19 protein-coding genes are annotated in these 17,609 nt (G+C 70.8%); 10 read left to right on the top strand and 9 right to left on the bottom strand.

Features of this window, described 5'->3' with window-relative positions; translation table 11 throughout:
* Nucleotides 1-6: 6 nt before the first annotated feature.
* Entirely contained in the window at nt 7-246 is a 240-nt protein-coding gene (locus tag ACIRSS_RS12030) for a LuxR C-terminal-related transcriptional regulator (RefSeq protein ID WP_400893837.1), read from the bottom strand.
* Nucleotides 247-299: 53 nt separating this feature from the next.
* Nucleotides 300-1,160 (bottom strand): esterase/lipase family protein, encoded by an 861-nt coding sequence (locus tag ACIRSS_RS12025; RefSeq protein WP_400893835.1) that lies wholly within the window; start codon nt 1,158-1,160, stop codon nt 300-302.
* A gap of 115 nt (nt 1,161-1,275) precedes the next feature.
* Between ACIRSS_RS12025 and ACIRSS_RS12020 the strand changes: the two genes are divergently transcribed.
* From ACIRSS_RS12020 to ACIRSS_RS12010, 3 genes are all read left to right on the top strand, one after another.
* The gene (locus ACIRSS_RS12020) at nt 1,276-2,394 is read left to right on the top strand and encodes a PucR family transcriptional regulator (protein ID WP_400893833.1); all 1,119 of its coding nucleotides are present in this window, start codon (nt 1,276-1,278) and stop codon (nt 2,392-2,394) included.
* 99 nt (nt 2,395-2,493) lie between these two features.
* On the top strand, nt 2,494-2,976 hold the full coding sequence (locus tag ACIRSS_RS12015; RefSeq protein ID WP_400893832.1) for a hypothetical protein: 483 nt from the start codon (nt 2,494-2,496) through the stop codon (nt 2,974-2,976).
* 8 nt (nt 2,977-2,984) lie between these two features.
* Nucleotides 2,985-3,410: a hypothetical protein gene (locus ACIRSS_RS12010; RefSeq protein ID WP_400893830.1), complete on the top strand. Its 426-nt coding sequence runs from the start codon at nt 2,985-2,987 to the stop codon at nt 3,408-3,410.
* Nucleotides 3,411-3,417: 7 nt separating this feature from the next.
* Here the strand turns inward: ACIRSS_RS12010 and ACIRSS_RS12005 are convergent, their stop codons facing one another.
* From ACIRSS_RS12005 to ACIRSS_RS11990, 4 genes are all read right to left on the bottom strand, one after another.
* Nucleotides 3,418-4,179 (bottom strand): alpha/beta fold hydrolase, encoded by a 762-nt coding sequence (locus ACIRSS_RS12005; protein WP_400893829.1) that lies wholly within the window; start codon nt 4,177-4,179, stop codon nt 3,418-3,420.
* A 74-nt stretch (nt 4,180-4,253) separates the two neighbouring features.
* Nucleotides 4,254-4,862: a TetR/AcrR family transcriptional regulator gene (locus tag ACIRSS_RS12000; protein ID WP_400893827.1), complete on the bottom strand. Its 609-nt coding sequence runs from the start codon at nt 4,860-4,862 to the stop codon at nt 4,254-4,256.
* Between the two features lie 77 nt (nt 4,863-4,939).
* Nucleotides 4,940-5,254, bottom strand: a complete 315-nt coding sequence (locus tag ACIRSS_RS11995; protein ID WP_400893825.1) for a hypothetical protein — start codon at nt 5,252-5,254, stop codon at nt 4,940-4,942.
* Nucleotides 5,255-5,319: 65 nt separating this feature from the next.
* Nucleotides 5,320-6,942, bottom strand: coding sequence for a DUF885 domain-containing protein (locus ACIRSS_RS11990; protein WP_400893823.1), 1,623 nt, complete (start codon nt 6,940-6,942; stop codon nt 5,320-5,322).
* Between the two features lie 748 nt (nt 6,943-7,690).
* Between ACIRSS_RS11990 and ACIRSS_RS11985 the strand changes: the two genes are divergently transcribed.
* Entirely contained in the window at nt 7,691-7,951 is a 261-nt protein-coding gene (locus ACIRSS_RS11985) for a hypothetical protein (protein WP_400893821.1), read from the top strand.
* A 161-nt stretch (nt 7,952-8,112) separates the two neighbouring features.
* Nucleotides 8,113-8,535 (top strand): hypothetical protein, encoded by a 423-nt coding sequence (locus ACIRSS_RS11980; protein WP_400893819.1) that lies wholly within the window; start codon nt 8,113-8,115, stop codon nt 8,533-8,535.
* Between the two features lie 41 nt (nt 8,536-8,576).
* On the opposite strand, the gene ACIRSS_RS11975 is transcribed toward ACIRSS_RS11980, so the two are convergent.
* The 3 genes from ACIRSS_RS11975 to ACIRSS_RS11965 form a co-directional block, all read right to left on the bottom strand.
* A complete protein-coding gene (locus tag ACIRSS_RS11975) occupies nt 8,577-11,168 on the bottom strand; it encodes a glycoside hydrolase family 3 protein (RefSeq protein WP_400897416.1) in 2,592 nt (863 codons plus the stop codon).
* Between the two features lie 134 nt (nt 11,169-11,302).
* A complete protein-coding gene (locus tag ACIRSS_RS11970; protein ID WP_400893818.1) occupies nt 11,303-11,938 on the bottom strand; it encodes a DUF2199 domain-containing protein in 636 nt (211 codons plus the stop codon).
* Nucleotides 11,939-12,064: 126 nt separating this feature from the next.
* Entirely contained in the window at nt 12,065-12,541 is a 477-nt protein-coding gene (locus tag ACIRSS_RS11965; RefSeq protein WP_364466030.1) for an Lrp/AsnC family transcriptional regulator, read from the bottom strand.
* Nucleotides 12,542-12,666: 125 nt separating this feature from the next.
* On the opposite strand from ACIRSS_RS11965, the gene pdhA reads away from it, so the two are divergent.
* Genes pdhA through ACIRSS_RS11940 form a run of 5 tightly spaced genes read left to right on the top strand, consistent with a single transcriptional unit; the run spans nt 12,667 to nt 17,488 of the window.
* Entirely contained in the window at nt 12,667-13,737 is a 1,071-nt protein-coding gene (gene pdhA / locus ACIRSS_RS11960; RefSeq protein ID WP_400893816.1) for a pyruvate dehydrogenase (acetyl-transferring) E1 component subunit alpha, read from the top strand.
* On the top strand, nt 13,737-14,732 hold the full coding sequence (locus tag ACIRSS_RS11955; protein ID WP_400893814.1) for an alpha-ketoacid dehydrogenase subunit beta: 996 nt from the start codon (nt 13,737-13,739) through the stop codon (nt 14,730-14,732). Before pdhA ends, ACIRSS_RS11955 begins: the two co-directional genes overlap by 1 nt.
* The gene (locus ACIRSS_RS11950) at nt 14,725-15,903 is read left to right on the top strand and encodes a dihydrolipoamide acetyltransferase family protein (RefSeq protein ID WP_400893812.1); all 1,179 of its coding nucleotides are present in this window, start codon (nt 14,725-14,727) and stop codon (nt 15,901-15,903) included. The genes ACIRSS_RS11955 and ACIRSS_RS11950 overlap by 8 nt, the downstream gene beginning before the upstream one ends.
* A gap of 53 nt (nt 15,904-15,956) precedes the next feature.
* Nucleotides 15,957-16,505: a hypothetical protein gene (locus tag ACIRSS_RS11945; RefSeq protein WP_400893810.1), complete on the top strand. Its 549-nt coding sequence runs from the start codon at nt 15,957-15,959 to the stop codon at nt 16,503-16,505.
* Nucleotides 16,502-17,488: a hypothetical protein gene (locus tag ACIRSS_RS11940; RefSeq protein ID WP_400893808.1), complete on the top strand. Its 987-nt coding sequence runs from the start codon at nt 16,502-16,504 to the stop codon at nt 17,486-17,488. The genes ACIRSS_RS11945 and ACIRSS_RS11940 overlap by 4 nt, the downstream gene beginning before the upstream one ends.
* The last annotated feature ends 121 nt before the right edge of the window (nt 17,489-17,609 follow it).

Raw genomic sequence — 17,609 nt, 5'->3', positions numbered from 1 at the left:
CGCCGTTCAGGGGAGGCCGGGCGGGGCCGGCCGCGCGTCGAGCAGGCAGGCCACCGACCCGGCTTGCAGCCGCGACTCGAGCCGCAGCTTGATCAGGACGTTGCTGACGTGGAACTTCACGGTGCGCTCGCTGATGTCCAGCCGGCGGGCGATCCCGCGGTTGGAGAGGCCGTGGCCGAGCAGGCCGAAGATCTCGCGCTCCCGCCGGCTCAGCCGCTCGACGCGTTCGAAGACGCCGTCGTTCATCTGTTCCCCCTCTGCTCGCACCGAGAAGAGGGGGAACGCGCGGATTCAGATACTCAGCCGGGGGAGCCGGCGGCGCAGACCCCGATCGGTGCCGCGTGCGCGGGGTCGAGCGCGTTGCGGACGAGGTGCCACACGTTGAGGTCGTAGGCCTCGCCGATGTGGCCCACCGGGTCGAACGGGCAGAAGTCCTGGACGTACTGGTTCTTGACCCCGGGCTCGCGGACGAACGACGTCTCGGTCGGCGTCACGAGCTCGTCGTAGCGCGAGGTGATGATCGTGTAGCCGATGCCGGGCTGGGCGACCGGGCCGGTGTTCAGGGCGACGATCGCCGCGCCGCCGTCCAGCTCGTCGGCGAAGATCGGGAGGCCGAGGGTCTTGACGATCGTGTCCCACGTGCTCTTGCCGAGCAGCGTGTAGGCCAGCGTCAGGAGGCCGGACGCGTTCGCGCCGTGCGTCGGCGGGGCGATCGCGACGACCTGGCCGATTTCGCTCTGGATGCCCTGCATCTTGGCCAGGTAGAGCGACTGGAGGCCGCCTTCGGAGTGCCCGACGACGTCGACCTTGGCCGTGCCGGTGGCCGCGCGGACCTTTTCGACGAAGGCCTTGATCTCCAGCGACGACTCCGCGACCGGCTTCAGCCCGCCGACGAAGGGGAACTGCGGGTAGGCGCCGTAGGTCAGCGAGAACGTGCAGTAGCCGCGGGCGGCCAAGTCGGCCTGGAGGAAGTTGAGGTCCTCGTAGTAGGTGGCGAAGGTGCCGTGGAGCAGGACGACGGGGTTCGGGTGGGCCGCACTGGGGCGGCAGCCGAAGTCGTTGTTCCCGCCGGTGGCGGCCTGGGCCGGGACGGCCGCGCTCAGTGCCAGCACCCCCGCCAGGCCGATCGCGGCCAGCCATCGTTTCGTTCCCCGCGCCATTGCGAAGTCCTTTCGTCTGGTGGTGTGCACAGCATGCGCTCGTTGATCAACGCTGTCTGCTGGCAAAACGCGCAGAAACTTGCCGGGGCCGTTTGTGCATGGTGACAATATGGGGGTGGATGCCGTCGAGGCGCTCTTCCCGCGGTCCGGGGAGATCGCCGCCGCGATGATCGCCCGGTGCGCCGCCGAGATCCCGGCGTACCGGCTGCTGCCGGCGAGCGTGCTGGAGGGCGACCTGGTCGCGAACGCGATGGCGGTGTTCGAGCTGTTCTTGACGACGGTCGCCGAGGATCGCCGGCCCACCGAGGCCGAGCTCGCGCTGCCGATCGCGTGGGGTGCCGAGCGGGCCCGGGACGGCCTGCCGCTGGAGGCCGTGCTGCGGATCTACCCGCTGGCGGCGAGCGTGGCGTGGGAGCAGGTGCCGGGCGACCGCGCGCGGCTCGGCGCGCGGATGCTGGACTTCCTCGGCGAGGTGATGCCGCGCGTCGCCGAGGCGTACCTGCGCGAGCGTGACGACCTCGATTGGGAGCAGCGGGAGGACCGGCAGCACCTCACGGCCCATCTGCTCGCCGGCCGCCCGGTGCGTCGCCGCGAGCTGGCCGAGAGCTACGACGTCGTGGTGTTCCACCTGCCCGCGTTGCCGGCGACCGCGGACGCGCGGGCGGCGACGGACCTGGTCCGCGCGGTCCGGTCCGATTTGGACGGTCAGCCGGGCGTGCTGGTGACGTTCGAAGGGGACGGGGGAGTGCTTCTGGTGCCCGCCACCTCGTCGGCCGACGAGGTGGCGGCCCGGGTCGACCGGGTCTGCGGCCGCCCCTGCATCGCGGCCACCGCCCGCGCTTCGACGCACGCGGACATTCCCTTCGCGCATTCTTCGGCGTTGGAAATCCTCGCGCTGGCGGAGAACCTGGGGCGACCGCCGCGGCTTTACCGGCTGGACGACCTGGCGATCGAGTACCAGATCGCCCAACCCGGTCCGGCGCGGGAAGTGCTGGCCCGGGTGCTGGCGCCGCTGGCGGAGCACCCGCATTTGATCGAGGCCCTGCGTGCTTTCGTGACGTCGGGGTACAACCGCGGCGAAGCGGCGTCAGCGTTGAGTATTCACCGGAATACGCTGACGTACCGCTTGGGCCGGATCCAGCTGATGACGGGCTACGACGCGACGCAGCCGGCGGACGCGCGTCAGCTGGCCGCCGCGATGACGGCTTACGACATCGTGCGGCAGAACGGCTGATTCCCACGGGATAACGCTTGGGTCGCGTTCTCGGGGATCCGTTGCGGATCGGCCGGGCGGGCCGATTCCTGGGGGCGGACACGGAAGAAGTTGATTTCCATGAAAGCCTCCGGAATTCTCGTCGCCGTCCTGATCGGAGCGGCTGCCGCCGCGTGCGGGGTGCCGCCGGTGGTCGGGGTGCCCGTACCCGTCGCCGTCACGCCGGGCACGACGACCAGCACCGCCGTCGTCGCCGTGCCGCAGACGGTCTACGTTCCGCAACCGCCCGCGTACGTCGCGCCCACGGACACGTCGGAAGCGCACACGGTCGTCGCGTACTACGACGCCATCAACCGCCGCGACTTCGCCACGGCGTGGTCGCTCGGCGGCAGCCGCATCGCGGGCGGTGGCGGGTTCACCAAGTACGTCAACGGTTTCTCGACGACGTCGTGGGACACGCTGACCGTCACCGACGTCCGCGGGAGCACGGCTTCCGTCGTGCTGTCCGCCGTCCAGACCGACGGCAGCACCCGGACCTTCGCGGGCACCTACACCGTTTCCGGCGGCGTCATCGTCGGCAGCCACATGACCCGGACGAAATGAGCCCAGCCATGCGCCTTTTCCGAGCCACCGCCGCCCTTTCCGCCGTGCTCGCGCTCGCCGCGTGCGGGCTGCCGCGGGCGATCTCCGGGGGCGCCGGCCCGCCCGCGGTGTCCACAGTGGTCACCACCGCGCCGAGCACCCCGACCGTCACCGTGGCACCGCCGCAGACGGTGGTCGTCCAGCCGCCGCAGACCGTCGTCGTCGAGCCGAAAGGCACTTCCGGTCAGTGGTACACCCAGTCGAGCTGGATCAACGCCCAGCCGTGGATCACCATCACCCCCGCGGCCGGGCAGACGCCGTGCCAGTGGCTGCACGCGCGCGGCTACTCCTACGCGCAGGCCTACGCCGCCTGGGCGCAGAACGGCTACCCGGCCAGCTGGTCGGCCACCGGCGACGGCTACCCGTGCCAGAAGTCCTACGGCATGCAGCACTAGGGCCGGCCTAACCGTCCAAACGGGACCAGAACTCGGTCAGCGCACGCGCCACCGGGTGCGGGTCCGTCACCGGCCACCAGTGGCCGACACCGGGGAGTTCGGCGATCTCGGCACCGGCGGCCTCGCCCGCGGACCGGTGCTGCGCCGGCGTCCCGCTGGCCTGGTCGACGTCCGCGAGCGCGACCAGGGCCAGGCCGGGCCGCTGTCGCGCCTTCGCGAGGTCGCGGCCCGCCTCGGCCATCACCGGCTGGGCGGCCGACCGCAGCAGCGAGAGCACCGCCCGCCCCATGCCGTCGTCCATCCCGGCGGCCACGCGTTCCGCGGCCGGGCCGGTCATCCCGAGCGCGTGGACGACCTCCAGCCGCTGCGCCAGCGTGCCGCCGAAGATCTCCTTCACCGAGGCCTCGCCCGCCCCTTCCTGCTGCCACACCTGGGCCCGGGCGTGCCAGACGTAGCCCGGGTCGAAGAGGCCGAGCGCGTCCGACGCCCAGCTGCGGATCAGGTCCGGGCGGGTCATCGCGATCCGGGCGACGTGCGCGCCGCCCCAGTCGTGGCCGACGAGGTCGACCGGCTCCCGGAACTGCTCCAGCCGTTCGGCGAGCCATTCGCGGTAGCCCTCGACGGTGGCGGAGAAGCCGTCCGACGCGGGCACCCCGAACCCGGGCGGGGACAGCGACACCGCGTCGTCCCGGCCGAGTGCCTCGATCAGCGGTCCCCACACGCCGGTGTTCTCCGGGTTGCCGTGCACGAGTACCAGGGGAACAGACATCCTCACTCCTAAACTTGCGTGCATGTACGCAAGTAACTGTAGCAGCGGCCGCGGCCGGAGACCACCGCCGGAAGCTACGGCGTGACCGCGAACGCCGCGCGCACCGAGCGCGTCGCCTCCCGGATGAGGGCGGGGACGCCCCGGACCGGGGGCTGGGCGATGAGCTGCAGCCCGGTCCCGCGGACCAGGGCGACGACCAGCACGGCGGCCGCGGCCGGGTTCGCGTCGGGCCGGACGGACCCGTCGGCGACGCCCTGGCGGACCACGTTCGCCAGGAGCAGCCGGAAGTCGGCGTCCCGGCGGGCGAACAGCGGAGCCAGCACGGGGTCGGCGGCGATCGCCTCGCCCCACAGCTGCAGGAACGCGCGCGCCGACGGCGTCCGCCGCACGACGTTGCGCAGGTACGCCTCGACGATCCGCACCAGGTGCTCCAGGCCGTCGCCCTGGTAGGTGGGGACGTCGAACCGCTGCGCCTCGTCGAGCAGGGCTTCCAGCAGCCGTTCCCGGCTGCCGAAGTGGTGGTAGACGATGCCGCGGCTGTAGCCGGCGGCCTCCCCGACCTCCGCGAGCGTGACGGCCCGGGACCCGCTGCGCGCGATGAGCGCCATCGCGGCGTCGAGCACGCGCCGCTCGGTCTCGGCGCGTCGTTGCTCCTGCGTTCGCCTGGCCGGGCGATCGGTCATGCGTGGTGCTCCCTGAACGGCGTCGTGGTCGACGAAGTGTGCCATGGCGAGGGGTTTCCGGCGGCGCGTCGGCCGGGTCAGGCCGTGCCCTGGTGTTCGTCGCCGGTGTCGAAGAAACGGTCCACGTACTCTTCCGGCGGCAACGGGCTGTCACGCAGCAGCGAAAACACCTCGCTGCCGGACACCAGCTCTTCGTTCCCCGTGGCATAGGCCTGGGCGAGTCCCACGTAAGTCGCCCCCATTTCCTGCGCGTACTCCCGCGCTTCCGCCTCGGCCAGCGCCAGCGCCGAGTCGGCGTCGACCGCGTGCCACACCGTGACCCGCTCCTCGTACGACGGTTCGACAGCTTCGGTCCACCGGAAGACGCACCGCACCCCGTACCACTCCGTCATGCCTTCGCTCCCTCTCGGCTTCGCGGCAACCCGAACGCGGGAAACATACTGCTCGTCCGGGACGCCTAGTCCACCCAGGCGCGGACGACCTCCTCCAGCACCGTCAGCGGCAGTGGCCCGCCGCCGAGGACGACGTCGTGGAAGTCCTTGAGGGAGAACGCTTCCCCGAGCGCCTCCGCGGCGAACCGGCGCAGGCGCAGGATCTCCAGCCGGCCCGTCATGTACGCCAGTGCCTGGCCCGGGCACTCGATGTACCGGTCGGTCTCCGACTGGACCTCCACCTCGCTCAAGACCGTGTGCGTCCGCAGGAAATCGACGCACTGCGCACGCGTCCAGCCCAGCGCGTGCAGTCCCGTGTCGACCACCAGCCGCGCCGCGCGGACCGAGTCCTCGGCCACCATGCCCAGCCTCATCAGGTCGCTGGAGAACAAGCCCATCTCGTCTGCGAGCCGTTCGGAGTACAACCCCCAGCCCTCGCTGTACGCGGTCACCGGCGCGACCCGGCGCAGCTGCGGCAGGTCGGTCCGCTCCAGCGCCAGCGACGTCTCGAAGTGGTGTCCGGGGACGCTTTCGTGGAACGCCACGGACTCGGCGATGAACCGGTCGCGCGTGTGCACCTCGTAGGTGTTCGTGAAGTACGTGCCCGGGCGCGAGCCGTCGAGCGCGGGCGGCAGGTAGTACGCCGGCGCGGCGACGGGCCCGTCGGCTTCGGGGACCGCCCGCACGACGCACTCGGCGCGGGGCATCCGGTGGAACCACCCCGGCGCCGCGGCCGTCGCCCGGGCGACCGCCGCTCGCGCCGTCTCGAGCATTTCCTCGGCGTCGCGCCAGCGGAGGCTTTCGTCGGTCCGCAGCCGGCGGCGCACCTGCTCGGGGTCGGTCAGCCCGAACTCGCGGCCGCCGATCTCGGCGTACTCGGCTTCGAGCCCGGCGAGCACGTCGAGGCCCAGGTGGTGCAGCTCCTCCGGCGTGTGGCTCGTCGTCGTGTGCATGCGCGCCAACGCCGCGTAGTGCGCCGCGCCGTCTTCGAGCCAGCAGAGCCCGGGCCGGTCGTCGGGCCGGCCGTGCCCGACGACGTCGGTCGCGAGGAACTCCCGGTAGCGCGTCAACGCGGGCCGGACCACCTCCGCGACCAGCCGGTCCCGGCGCTCGCCGCGGCCGCCGGTCAGCGGCTGGGCGAACAGCTCCGCCTGGGCGAGGTACCGGTCGAGGAACGCGACGGCGTTGCGCGCGTTGCGGTCGACCGGCGTCCGGCCGGCGCGCAGGCCGTCTCCTTGGCGCTGTGCCAGTGCTTCGTAGAACGCCGGGAGCCCGGCCAGCCGGGCCAGGTAGTCCTCCTCCGCCTGCGCACCGGACGGCGTGAGCTGGGGGAGGAACGCGAGGTGGCTGATGCCGACGGCGAACATCGGGTCGGCCAGGGTGAACTCCACGACCCGCGCGTCGAGCTGGGTGATCAGGGCCTCGGCCTGCTGGACGACCACCCCGAGCGTCACCCGGTCGGGGTCCGTCGACGCCTGGGCTCGGGTGAGGACACTGGCGGCCCGGTCTCGCAGCTCCCGGTGGGCGGCTTCGGACGGATCGGCCAGCTCGGCGTCGTGGCCGGGGATGCCGACGAAGGACGCCTCCAGCGGGGTCCAGGTGGCCAGCACGTCGAGCAGTTCGTCCGCGAGCGCGGTGGCGGAGGTCATCCCGCCATTCTGTCGGCGCGGCTCGGCACCGGGCGAGCCGGTCGAGGTCGAGCTTCGCCGCGTTGCCCGAGCGCGACGATCGTGCGCGGCGGAAGAGGACTACCTGGCCCGGCTGGCCGGGCTCCCGGCGTTCTACGAGGCACTGGCACAGCGCCAAGGAGACGGCCTGCGGCGTCGACGTCGGCGCGCGAGCCGAGATGCACGCGATGAACGCGATGAACCCCGTAGTCCGCCGTCGGGGAAGTGCCCCTCCGAGGTCCCGGAGAAGCAGATGCGGAGCCTCCGGGACCTCGAGTGGCGAGCCGCCGTGCCACCGGCCACTCGACCGGGTCCGTGCTCCGACTTCACCGTCTTGACACCCGGAACCCGTGCGCTGCACTCTCGTGCGAGCTCCGAACGTATAGCAGAGCACTGCTCGCGCACCTAATACTGGTATATACCGGAATTGCCGCGCGGTCTGGCGGATTTGGCTCTGAGCTGGGCAAACTCGCGAAAATTGTTTCGGTTGATGGACGATGGTTTGGACACCCCGCTACTCCTTGGACGCATTCTTCGCTTGATACGTGCGTCATGGCGAACTCGGGTGGGACTATCGGATCGTCCCCGCCCGTGAGGTGCCGCTGAGGCAGGGAACGCCCGGCGTCGAGTGCCACCTCGTGCCGTGCGTGAGATCCGGCGTCTCCGACTTCACCGACTCGACCGTCGCCCGGGCACCTCGAGGCGCTGCGACCCCCTGGAGCGACTGATCATGTCTTCGAAACAGCATCGGCCGTGCGCGCTCGTCGCGGGCGACCTGCCGATCACGACGGTGCCTCGCACCACTGTCCTGGTGATCATGGTGTCACTCTTGCTCAGTGCGCACCTGCTCGGCGACAGTCACGAGGCCGTTCTGCTCTTGCTTCTCGCTTGTGCCGGCATGCCGGCCGGCCTTTCCGTGAATAGGCCACCAGTGCTGAATCTGCGCTTTCGGAAATTCCGGCTTGGTCTCGAGGCGGTCGGTGACATATGACTCTGCCTGCGGTCGACCGGCGGCTGCAGCGTTGGCGTCCGATGAAACGCGACAGCCTCCGGCTTCAACCCATTCGGAAAGGCGCGGCCGAGAGCGGGCCTGAGACCTTCAACTCGACCGAGAGGGTTGTGTTGAGGCCGGATGAACTGACGTTGGCGACAGTGTCCGAATTCGTGGCGATGCTTCGACTCGTGCTGAGGAAGTCCGGCTTGACGGCAGGGCAGGTCGCCGCCAAGACGTCGATTGCCCGGAGCTCTGCGTACAACCTCGTGGCCGCCACGCGAACCGGCCTTCCGGTCGATCCCTCTCAGGTGCGGCTCTTCGTGCGAGGGTGCGGTCTGCGGCAGGAGCAGATCGATGAGGTCATGCGCGCTTGGATGCGGCTGAGCGTCGACAATCGTCGACGTAAGGACGTAACCGCGGCGAACTCGGAGCAGTTGCCCCGAGCGGAAGATCTGGGTGTCGACGAGTGCATGGAGCACATTCGGCGCTCGCGTGCCGCGGGCGAACACGTTGTGGCAGCTGCCTGGGCGCGGCGGTTGACCGGAGCTCTGCTGGCCGAACGTGCTGAGCTCGACGCGTAACGAGCGGGGCCGGGAGCTGGTCGCTCCCGGCCCCGCCGGTACTAGGTCAAACTCGAACAAGGTCTCGCATCAGGATCCTTCGCCCCGTTGGGCACCCAGCGCACGTTCGCGAAGGACGCCTGGAACGCCGCGTCCGTGTACACCAGGAACGGGGTGTTGATGTGCTCGAAGTCCAGCCCGTTGTTGAAGCAGGACAACGGGATCTTGACCGTCGTCTTCGGGCCGCCCGCCAGGTCGGTGAACAGCTTCGTCGCGTTCACCTCCGAGAAGCACGGGTAGACGCAGTGCATGCTGATCACCGTCCGGTTGACCGGTGCCTGCTGCACGGTGGTGTCGAACTCCAGCGCGCCGTCCGCGTTCAGGTAGCTCCGCAGATCGTTCGTGCCCGCCGGGTTCTGGAGGTAGAACTGGGCCGCGCCCGTGCCGGTCCACGTCGCCTTCAGGCCGTCGCCCTGCACGTTGACGTCCGTCGGGACCGTGTTGATCTCCGGGTGCGAAGCCGTGCCGTCCGGGCCGATCTCCGTGCCGCCCCAGTTCGACGCCGAGCCGATGAAGCTCTTGTACGGCGCGACATCCGTGCGGTCGTAGAGCGCCAGGTCCTCGGTCGCGGTCCCGCCGCCACCGGTCGAGCCGCACGACGCCGGGCCCGGGGTCTCGTCCAGCTGGCCGATCGTGACGCGCTGGCCGCTCTTCAGGCCGTAGCCCAGCTTGAACAGCGGGTCGTAGTCCGGCGACCACGGGTTGAGCGGCGACTGGCACGCGCTCTTCGGCCACGAGTAGCTCAGCGTGCCCTGGTAGCCGTTCCCGTCCTTGCCCTTGACCAGCATGTCGGCGACGCCGCCGCCCTCGGTGCCGGGCAGCCAGGCCGCCACGAACGCGTCGGAGCGGTTGATCTCCTTGTTCATGTACAGCGGGCGGCCGCCGACGTACACGGTGACGACCGGGGTGCCCTTGCCGCTGACCTTGTTCAGCACGGCCAGGTCCTCGGGGTACAGCTTGGCCGCCTCGAGCGTCTTGCGGGACAGGTCGCCCACACCCTCGGCGTACGGCGTCTCACCGATGACGGCGATGACGGCGTCGTAACCCTTCGGGTCCACGCTGCCGGTCGCGTCGAAGGTGACGTTCGCGTCGCCGAGGTCCTGCTTGATGCCGGACAGGATCGAGGTGGCGTTCGGGAAGTCGGCGTTGGTGTTGCCGGTGCCCTGCCAGGTCAGCGTCCAGCCACCGGTCTGGTTCGAGATGCTGTCGGCGCTCTTGCCGACCACGAGGACCTTCGACTTCGGCTTGAGCGGCAGCACGTTGCCGTTGTTCTTCAGCAGCGTCTGCGACTCGCGGGCCGCGTCACGGGCCAGCCAGTTGTCCTTCAGCGCGTCGTCGGAGTTGGCGTAGGAGCGCTCCGACGGCTTCTGCGACTCGAACAGGCCGTCACGCAGCTTGACGCGCAGGATGCGGGTCACGGCGTCGTCGATCCGCGACATCGGGATCTGGCCGCTCTTGACCTGGGCGACGGTGTTGGTGATGAACGCCTTCCAGTCGGCGGGCACCATCACGACGTCGATGCCGGCGTTGATCGCCTGTGGGCACGAGGAGTTGGTGCAGCCCGGGACCTGGCCGATGGCGTTCCAGTCGGACACGAGCAGGCCGTCGAAGCCGATCTTGCCCTTGAGGATCTGGTTCATGGCCTTGTCGCTGCCGGTCAGCTTGCCCTCGTTGATGCCGAGGTCCGGGTTGGTCCAGCTGTTGAACGAGATCATCACGGTCTGGGCGCCGGCGGCGAGCGCGCCGTAGTAGCCCTGGCCGTGGATGTTGATCATGTCGGCCTCGGAGGACGGGTTGACGCCCTGGTCCTGGCCCTTCGCGGTGCCGCCGTCGCCGATGAAGTGCTTGGCGGTGGCGATCACGCCGTTGTAGGTGATGCGCTGGGTGGCGCCGTCCTGGAGGCCGTTGATGGCCTCGTAGCCGTACGAGCGGGTGATGCGCGGGTCCTCGGAGAAGCCCTCGTAGGTGCGGCCCCAGCGGTCGTCCTGCGGGACGGCGAGGGTCGGCGCGAACGCCCAGTCCTGGCCGGTGGCGCGGATCTGGCGCGCGGTCGCGTTCTCGACGTCGCGGACGAGGCAGGGGTCGTGGGCCGCGCCGAGCGCGATGTTCTGCGGGAAGACGGTGGCGCCGTAGACGTTGTTGTTGCCGTGCACCGCGTCGATGCCCCAGATGACGGGGATCTTGGTGCGGCTGCTCTTGGAGGCGTCCCAGTAGGCGTCGGCGAGGTTCAGCCAGTCCTGCTGGGTGGCGTGCTTGTTCGCGCCCGGCCACGCGCCGCCGCCGTTGAGGACGGTGCCGATGGCGTACTGGCGGACCTCGTCGGGGGTGATCGAGGTGATCTCGGGCTGCGTCATCTGCCCGACCTTCTCCTCGAGGGTCATCCCAGAGAGGATCTTGGCGATCCGCGCCTCGTCACCCGCCTTGCCCTTCAGCTGGCTGTCGACCTTGGGCCAGTCGGCGAGGGTGGGCAGGCTGTTCTCGATCTTGGCGCAGCCGTCCTTGTCCTTGGCCGGCTGGCCGATGACGGGCTGTGGCGCTTCGGCGGCTTGGGCCGGGATCGCCTGCGCGGCCCCGCCGAGCAGGCTGAGGCTCATCAAGGTGACGAGCGAACTTCGGCGCGCACGGACCCACGCGCGGGATCTTCTGGCCATGGTCTGGTCCATTCTGCGATGAACGGCGGACCGGCCGATCCTCACCGGGCGAGCGGGCGGCGTCAATAGGTTTCGAGCTAGTTATTTCTCGACATAAAATAAGACTCGCCCGGCGACGGGGTCACGCGGAGTTCCTGCTTAGCCGGTGCGGGTATCGGCGGGCAAGGTCCTTGCGGGCACGGGTTTTGCCCGTTCGTCAGGGGTGCCGGAGCATCTCGGCGATGGTCTGCACGCGGATCACGGTGATCCCGTCCCGCTGCTCGACGGCGAGCGGGTGCCCGGTCGGTTCGACCTCGATGACGGTTGGTCTTGAGGTTCAGGGTCCCGGGTTCGTAGCCGGGTAGTTCGGTCGCGAGCCAGCCGAAGTACGGCGGTTCTCCCGCGCGGCCGGGGTTGTCCCAGAGCTCTTCGGCGCGGAAGAAGTTGTCCTTGCTGACGGAGACCCAGACGCCCCACTCGAAGTCGTCGTCGGCGTCGAGAACGGGCAGGACGAGGCGGCCGCGGAGGAAGTAGTGCCGACCGTCGATGACGCAGCGTTCGGGTTCGAGGACGTCGCCGGCGCCGTCGCCGTCCTGCCAGAAGGCCGGGGCGGGTGCGCTGTAGGCGAACGGGGGCGGGGGCGGGTTCATCGCCCTGCTGCCGGCTGCCCGGCGGCAGCAAACGGCGAGCACGACCTGGCCACGAAGCGCGACGTTCTGCTCTTGCGCGAGCAAGCCGACGGCCGGCCGGGCTCTCCGCGCTGGAGCGCCTGGCCCAGGACGAGTTCCTGCTCGGAATCAAGTTCGGCGGACGAACGAGGCTCGACAACGCGTCTTCGAGCGGGGCCGGCTGACCCGGGCTCAGCCGAGGACCGAGCCCGGCAGTTCCTCGAAGATCAGCCAAGTCCGCGTCGACCGCACCCCCTCCAACGCCTGCAGCCGCTCCAAGACCACGTCCCTCAGCGTCTGGTTGTCCGGTGTTCGCACCAGCAGCAGGATGTCGAAGTCGCCACCGACCAGCGCCACGTGATCCACATACGGGATCTCGTGCAGGTCCGTCGCCATCGTGCGCCACGACGTCTGCTCCACCGTCACCATGATGTACGCCGATGTGCCCAGCCCCGCCCGGCGTGGGTCGATGCGGGCGCCGAAGCCCGTGATCACCCCCTCGGCCAGCAGCCGCTCCAACCGGGCGTACGCGTTCGTGCGCGAAATGTGCAGCTTCTCCGCCAGGGCCCGCACCGCCAGCCGGCCGTCCGCGGACAGCTCGGCCAGCATCGCGCGGTCGACCTCGTCGAGGGCGGGGGCCGTTCGTCCCGGCAGGCCGCCGTGAGCCAGCGCACTGATGGACGTTTGGTCACCCGGAGCGCCAACTGAAGGCCGTTTGTCGCTCATTCGGCCAACTCCTTGAACACCCGACCAGTAAGAACCACCATTTCAGCATCATATGTCTGCGAGAGGTGGTGCCCGTGGAAGCCCTGCTGCCGTCCACGACGCCGGTGCGGTTCGTCGCCGAGGACGGGACGCGCGTCGATCAGCACGGTGAGTACGCCGAGCCCGCGAAAGACCGGCTCAAGGCCGCCTACCGGCTGATGGTCCTGGGCCGCCGGTTCGACGTCCAGGCGACCGCCCTCACCAAGCAGGGCCGCCTCGCCGTCTACCCCTCCAGCGCCGGCCAGGAGGCCTGCCAGGTCGCCGCCGCGCTCGCGCTCCGCGACCAGGACTGGCTCTTCCCGACCTACCGCGACTCCGTCGCCCTCGTCGCGCGCGGCCTGAAGCCCGGCGAAGTCCTGACGCTGCTTCGCGGCGACGCGCACTGCGGCTACAACCCCGCCGAGACGCGCGTAGCGCCCCAGTGCACTCCGCTCGCGACGCAGACGCTGCACGCCGCCGGTCTCGCGCACGCGATGCAGCGACGCGGTGAGGACGCCGTCGCGCTCGCGCTCATCGGGGACGGCGCCACCAGCGAAGGCGACTTCCACGAGGCACTCAACTTCGCCGCCGTCTTCAAGGCGCCCGTCGTGTTCTTCGTGCAGAACAACCGCTACGCCATCTCCGTCCCCTTCGAGAAGCAGAGCGCCGCACCCGCCTTGGCGTACAAGGGGATCGGCTACGGCATGCGCTCGGAGCAGGTCGACGGCAACGACGCCGTCGCGGTCCTCGCCGTCCTCGACGACGCCGTCAAGCACGCCCGCGAGGGCAAGGGCCCGGTGCTCGTCGAGGCCCACACCTACCGCATCGACGCCCACACCAACGCCGACGACGCCACCCGCTACCGCGACGCGGACGAAGTCGCGAAGTGGCGCGAAGCCGACCCCCTCAAACGGCTCGAGACCTACCTCGAGAACGACCTCACCGCGAACGAGATCGAGCTCTGCCACGCCGAGGCCGAGGAGTTCGCCCAGTCCGTCCGCGACACCCTCAACGCCGACACCGAGCTCGACCCGATGTCCCTGTTCGACCACGTCTACGCCGAGCCGACCCGCCACCTCGAAGCCCAGCGGGCCGCCCTGCAAGCCGAACTGGAGGCCTGATGACGACCACGATGGCGCAGGCGCTCAACGCGGCCCTGCGCGACGCGCTCAAGGACGACGACCGCGTCCTCGTCTTCGGCGAGGACGTCGGCACGCTCGGCGGCGTCTTCCGGGTCACCGACGGCATCACCGCCGACTTCGGCGAGGACCGCTGCTTCGACACGCCGCTGGCCGAGTCCGGCATCGTCGGGTTCGCCGTCGGGATGGCGATGGGCGGCTTCCGCCCGGTCGTCGAGATGCAGTTCGACGCCTTCGCCTACCCCGCGTTCGAGCAGATCACCTCGCACGTCGCGAAGCTGCGCAATCGCACCCGCGGCGCGCTGGAACTGCCGATGGTCATCCGGATCCCCTACGCCGGCGGCATCGGTGGCGTCGAGCACCACTGCGACTCCAGCGAGGTCTACTACACGCACACGCCGGGCCTGCGCGTCGTCACGCCGGGCACCGCGCAGGACGCCTACGACCTGCTCCGCGACGCCATCGAGTCGCCGGACCCGGTCGTCTTCCTCGAGCCGAAGGCCCGCTACTGGTCGGGCGAAGAGGTCTCCTTCGCGCGGAAGAGCCCGGCCATGGACAAAGCCGTGGTGCGCAAGAGCGGAAAGGACGTCACGCTCATCGCGTACGGCCCGATGGTGGCCACGGCCATGGAGACCGCCGAAGCGGCGAAGGACGAAGGCTGGGACGTCGAGGTCGTGGACCTGCGTTCCTTGAGCCCGTTCGACGACGAGACCGTGACGGCGTCCGTGCGCCGCACCGGCCGGGCCGTCGTGGTGCACGAGGCCGCGGGCTTCGGCGGCTACGGCGCCGAGGTCGTCGCGCGCGTCACCGAGCAGTGCTTCCACCAGCTGCACGCGCCCGTGCTGCGCGTGACCGGGCTCGACATCCCGTACCCGGCGCCGAAGCTGGAGCGGCACACGCTGCCCGACGTCGACCGGATCCTCGACACGATCGCGCGCCTGCAGTGGAACGACACCCCGGTGGTGGCCGGTGCCTGACTTCCTGCTGCCCGACCTCGGCGAAGGCCTGACCGAGGCGGCCATCCTCAACTGGCACGTCGACGTCGGCGACACGGTCAAGGTCGACCAGATCGTCGTCGAGGTCGAGACGGCGAAGGCCGCGGTCGAGGTGCCCGTGCCGTTCGCGGGCGTGGTGTCCGCGCTGCACGGCGAGCCGGGACAGCTGCTGCCGGTCGGCGCGCCGCTGCTGTCCGTCGGCGGGTTCGCCGAGCCGGGCGTGACGACCTCGAGCGGCAGCGGGAATGTCCTCATCGGGTACGGCACCGCGCCGACAACCCGGCGCAAGCGCGCCCGCCGCGTCGAGGCGCCCGCGCCGAAGGCCAAGGCGCCCGGCGTGATCTCGCCGTTCGTCCGGAAACTGGCTTCGGACAACGGGATCGACCTCGCCAAGGTCACCGCGTCCGGCGCGGACGGCATCATCCGCCGCGCCGACGTCGAGGCGGCGCTCAAGAAGCCTCAGATCTCGGGCGGCCGCCGGATTCCGCTCACCGGGATCCGCAAGGCCGTCGCGGACAAGCTCACCACGTCCCGGCGGGAGATCCCCGAGGCCACGGTCTGGGTGGACGTCGACGCGACCGATCTGGTCGCCGCCCGCGCGGCCCTCAACGCCAAGTCCGACCGGCCGGTCAGCCTGCTCGGGCTGATCGCGCGGTTCGCCGTCGCGGGCCTGCGCAAGTTCCCGGAGCTGAACTCGCGCGTCGAAGGCGACGAGATCGTCCTGCTCGACGAGATCCACCTCGGGTTCGCCGCGCAGACCGACCGCGGCCTGGTCGTGCCGGTCGTGCGGGACGCGGGGGCGCTGTCCACGCGGGACCTGTCGGCGGCGATCGGCGACCGCGCCCGCACCGCGCGGGACGGCAAGCTCGCGCCCACTGACCTCACCGGCGGCACGTTCACGGTCAACAACTACGGCGTCTTCGGCGTCGACGGCTCCGCGGCGATCATCAACCACCCCGAGGCCGCGATCCTCGGCATCGGCCGGATCATCGACCGGCCGTGGGTGGTCGACGGCGCCCTGGGCGTGCGCAAGGTGTGCGAGCTGACGCTGGCGTTCGACCACCGCGTCTGCGACGGCGGCACGGCCGGCGGGTTCCTGCGGTTCGTCGCCGACTGCGTGGAGTCGCCCGTCACCGCCCTCGGTGATTTGTAGACGCACCGGCCGCATTGGCCGGTGGTGACGGTTTTGGCACTTACAGTGTTCGCGTGACGACTCCAGCCCAGCACGACCGGGACCAGGCGGAAGCCCGCGTGGGCCGGCTCAAGCAGGACCTGCGGGCCGGGCTGGCGACCCCGCCCGCCGACGTCGAGGCGATGGACGAGCTCGTCGCGACGGCCCACCGGCTGCTCGACGCCGAAGTGGCGTTCGACGACGCGAAGCACCGGCTCGCCAACGCCGAGCTGGAGTCGCGGCACGCGGCCACGCAGCGCGCGGTCGTGTACTACGCGGCCGCGCCGGTGCTGGTGCCGCTGGTCGCCGCGGCGCTGGTGCTGTTCGACGTGCTGTCGCCGGTGTGGCTGCTCGCGTTCGTCCCGCTGTTCGCGGCCGGGCTGTGGATCGGCTTCGGCCCGGTGCGGCGCGTCGGCGACGTCATCCGCGAGCGGACGCGCGCGGCGTGGGCGGGCAGTGCGACGGCCGGGCTGCTGGTGGCCGCGCTCATCCCGTGGTCCGGGGCGGTGGTCTGCACGATCCTGACGGCGCTGGGCGTCGCGGCCACGTGCGGGCTGCTGTGGCGGGAAAGCCGGATCCCGTGAGCCACGGCTACGCGACCTACGGCGACGATCCCGAGTTCTCGCAGGAGTACCTCGAGCCGGTCGACACCACGCGGCGCGACCTCGACGAGCTGTTCGCCGCGGTCGACGGGCTGCGCGCGGCCGTCGAGGAGACCGACGACCGCGTGCGCCGGGACGTCGCCGACCTGACCGAGCGGCTCGAGAGCGGCGGCGCGGACCGGCAGGAGGACCGCCTCGACCTGCTCGGCCGGCGGCTGGACCGGCTGCAGCAGCAGGTCCAGGCCCTGGAGCGCGCGGTCCGCGTGTCCGACGGGGTGCCGCAGGTGAACCTGGACGACGTCGGCGCGGAGACGCGCGCGCTGGCGGCGGAGGCGGCGCGCTGGGACGACCTGCACAAGGAACTCGTCACGAAGGAGCAGCGGGCGCGGTACGAGGAGGAGATCTCGCGCCTGGACGGGGTGCGCGCGGCGTTGTCGCGGTGCGACGCCGACCTGCTGGACGTGATGGGGGTCCTGGCGTCGACGGACCGCGCTTCTCGCGCCCGAGGGGACGCGGAGTCGTCGTTGCGGGCGTTGTCGACGCGGCGCCGGACGTTGCTGGACGAGGAGATCCCGGCCGCGATCGCGGCGGCGGACCAGGCGAAGCTGGCGTTGCGCGAGGCGGACGCGGTGGAGGCGCGGGTGGTCCCGCAGCTGGAGCGCGCCGAGCGAGCGTGGCACGACCTGCAGGTGCGGCTCCGGACGCGCATCACGGACGCGTTGGGGTCGAACGCTTTGCTGCCGACGTGGTTCGGTCACGCGCTGGGCGTGTCGCCGCCGGCGGGGGCCTCGGGGGACGCGTGGATCCGCACGGCGGCTTCGGTGCTGGCGTACCGGGTGACGTTCCGGATCGTGGATTCGGCGTTGCCCCTGGGCCCGCCGGCGCTGGAGGACGTGGACACGACGGAGCGGCGGTGGACCTGGCGGGCGCGCCTGGAGTCGGATCTGGACGACCTCTCGCTGTAGGCCCGGTGCGAGGGGTCGTGAGTGAGAAACAGGGTTGGTAACCAGGGTTTTCAAACACACCACCCCCCGCCGCCGGGCGGGGCGGGCGGGCGGGGGGGCGCGGCCCCGGGCGAGGGGCGGG

It is taken from the genome of Amycolatopsis sp. NPDC101161 (genome assembly GCF_044768185.1).
Classification (GTDB): Bacteria; Actinomycetota; Actinomycetes; order Mycobacteriales; family Pseudonocardiaceae; genus Amycolatopsis.
This window is presented reverse-complemented; position numbering and strand designations above follow the sequence as displayed.

What these genes read in the sequence shown, in the direction of transcription:
- ACIRSS_RS12030 (WP_400893837.1), bottom strand. Translation starts at nt 246, where the DNA reads ATGAACGACGGCGTCTTCGAACGCGTCGAGCGGCTGAGCCGGCGGGAG.
- ACIRSS_RS12025 (WP_400893835.1), bottom strand. Translation starts at nt 1,160, where the DNA reads ATGGCGCGGGGAACGAAACGATGGCTGGCCGCGATCGGCCTGGCGGGG.
- ACIRSS_RS12015 (WP_400893832.1), top strand. Translation starts at nt 2,494, where the DNA reads ATGAAAGCCTCCGGAATTCTCGTCGCCGTCCTGATCGGAGCGGCTGCC.
- ACIRSS_RS12010 (WP_400893830.1), top strand. Translation starts at nt 2,985, where the DNA reads ATGCGCCTTTTCCGAGCCACCGCCGCCCTTTCCGCCGTGCTCGCGCTC.
- ACIRSS_RS12005 (WP_400893829.1), bottom strand. Translation starts at nt 4,179, where the DNA reads ATGTCTGTTCCCCTGGTACTCGTGCACGGCAACCCGGAGAACACCGGC.
- ACIRSS_RS12000 (WP_400893827.1), bottom strand. Translation starts at nt 4,862, where the DNA reads ATGACCGATCGCCCGGCCAGGCGAACGCAGGAGCAACGACGCGCCGAG.
- ACIRSS_RS11995 (WP_400893825.1), bottom strand. Translation starts at nt 5,254, where the DNA reads ATGACGGAGTGGTACGGGGTGCGGTGCGTCTTCCGGTGGACCGAAGCT.
- ACIRSS_RS11990 (WP_400893823.1), bottom strand. Translation starts at nt 6,942, where the DNA reads ATGACCTCCGCCACCGCGCTCGCGGACGAACTGCTCGACGTGCTGGCC.
- ACIRSS_RS11985 (WP_400893821.1), top strand. Translation starts at nt 7,691, where the DNA reads ATGTCTTCGAAACAGCATCGGCCGTGCGCGCTCGTCGCGGGCGACCTG.
- ACIRSS_RS11975 (WP_400897416.1), bottom strand. Translation starts at nt 11,168, where the DNA reads ATGAGCCTCAGCCTGCTCGGCGGGGCCGCGCAGGCGATCCCGGCCCAA.
- ACIRSS_RS11955 (WP_400893814.1), top strand. Translation starts at nt 13,737, where the DNA reads ATGACGACCACGATGGCGCAGGCGCTCAACGCGGCCCTGCGCGACGCG.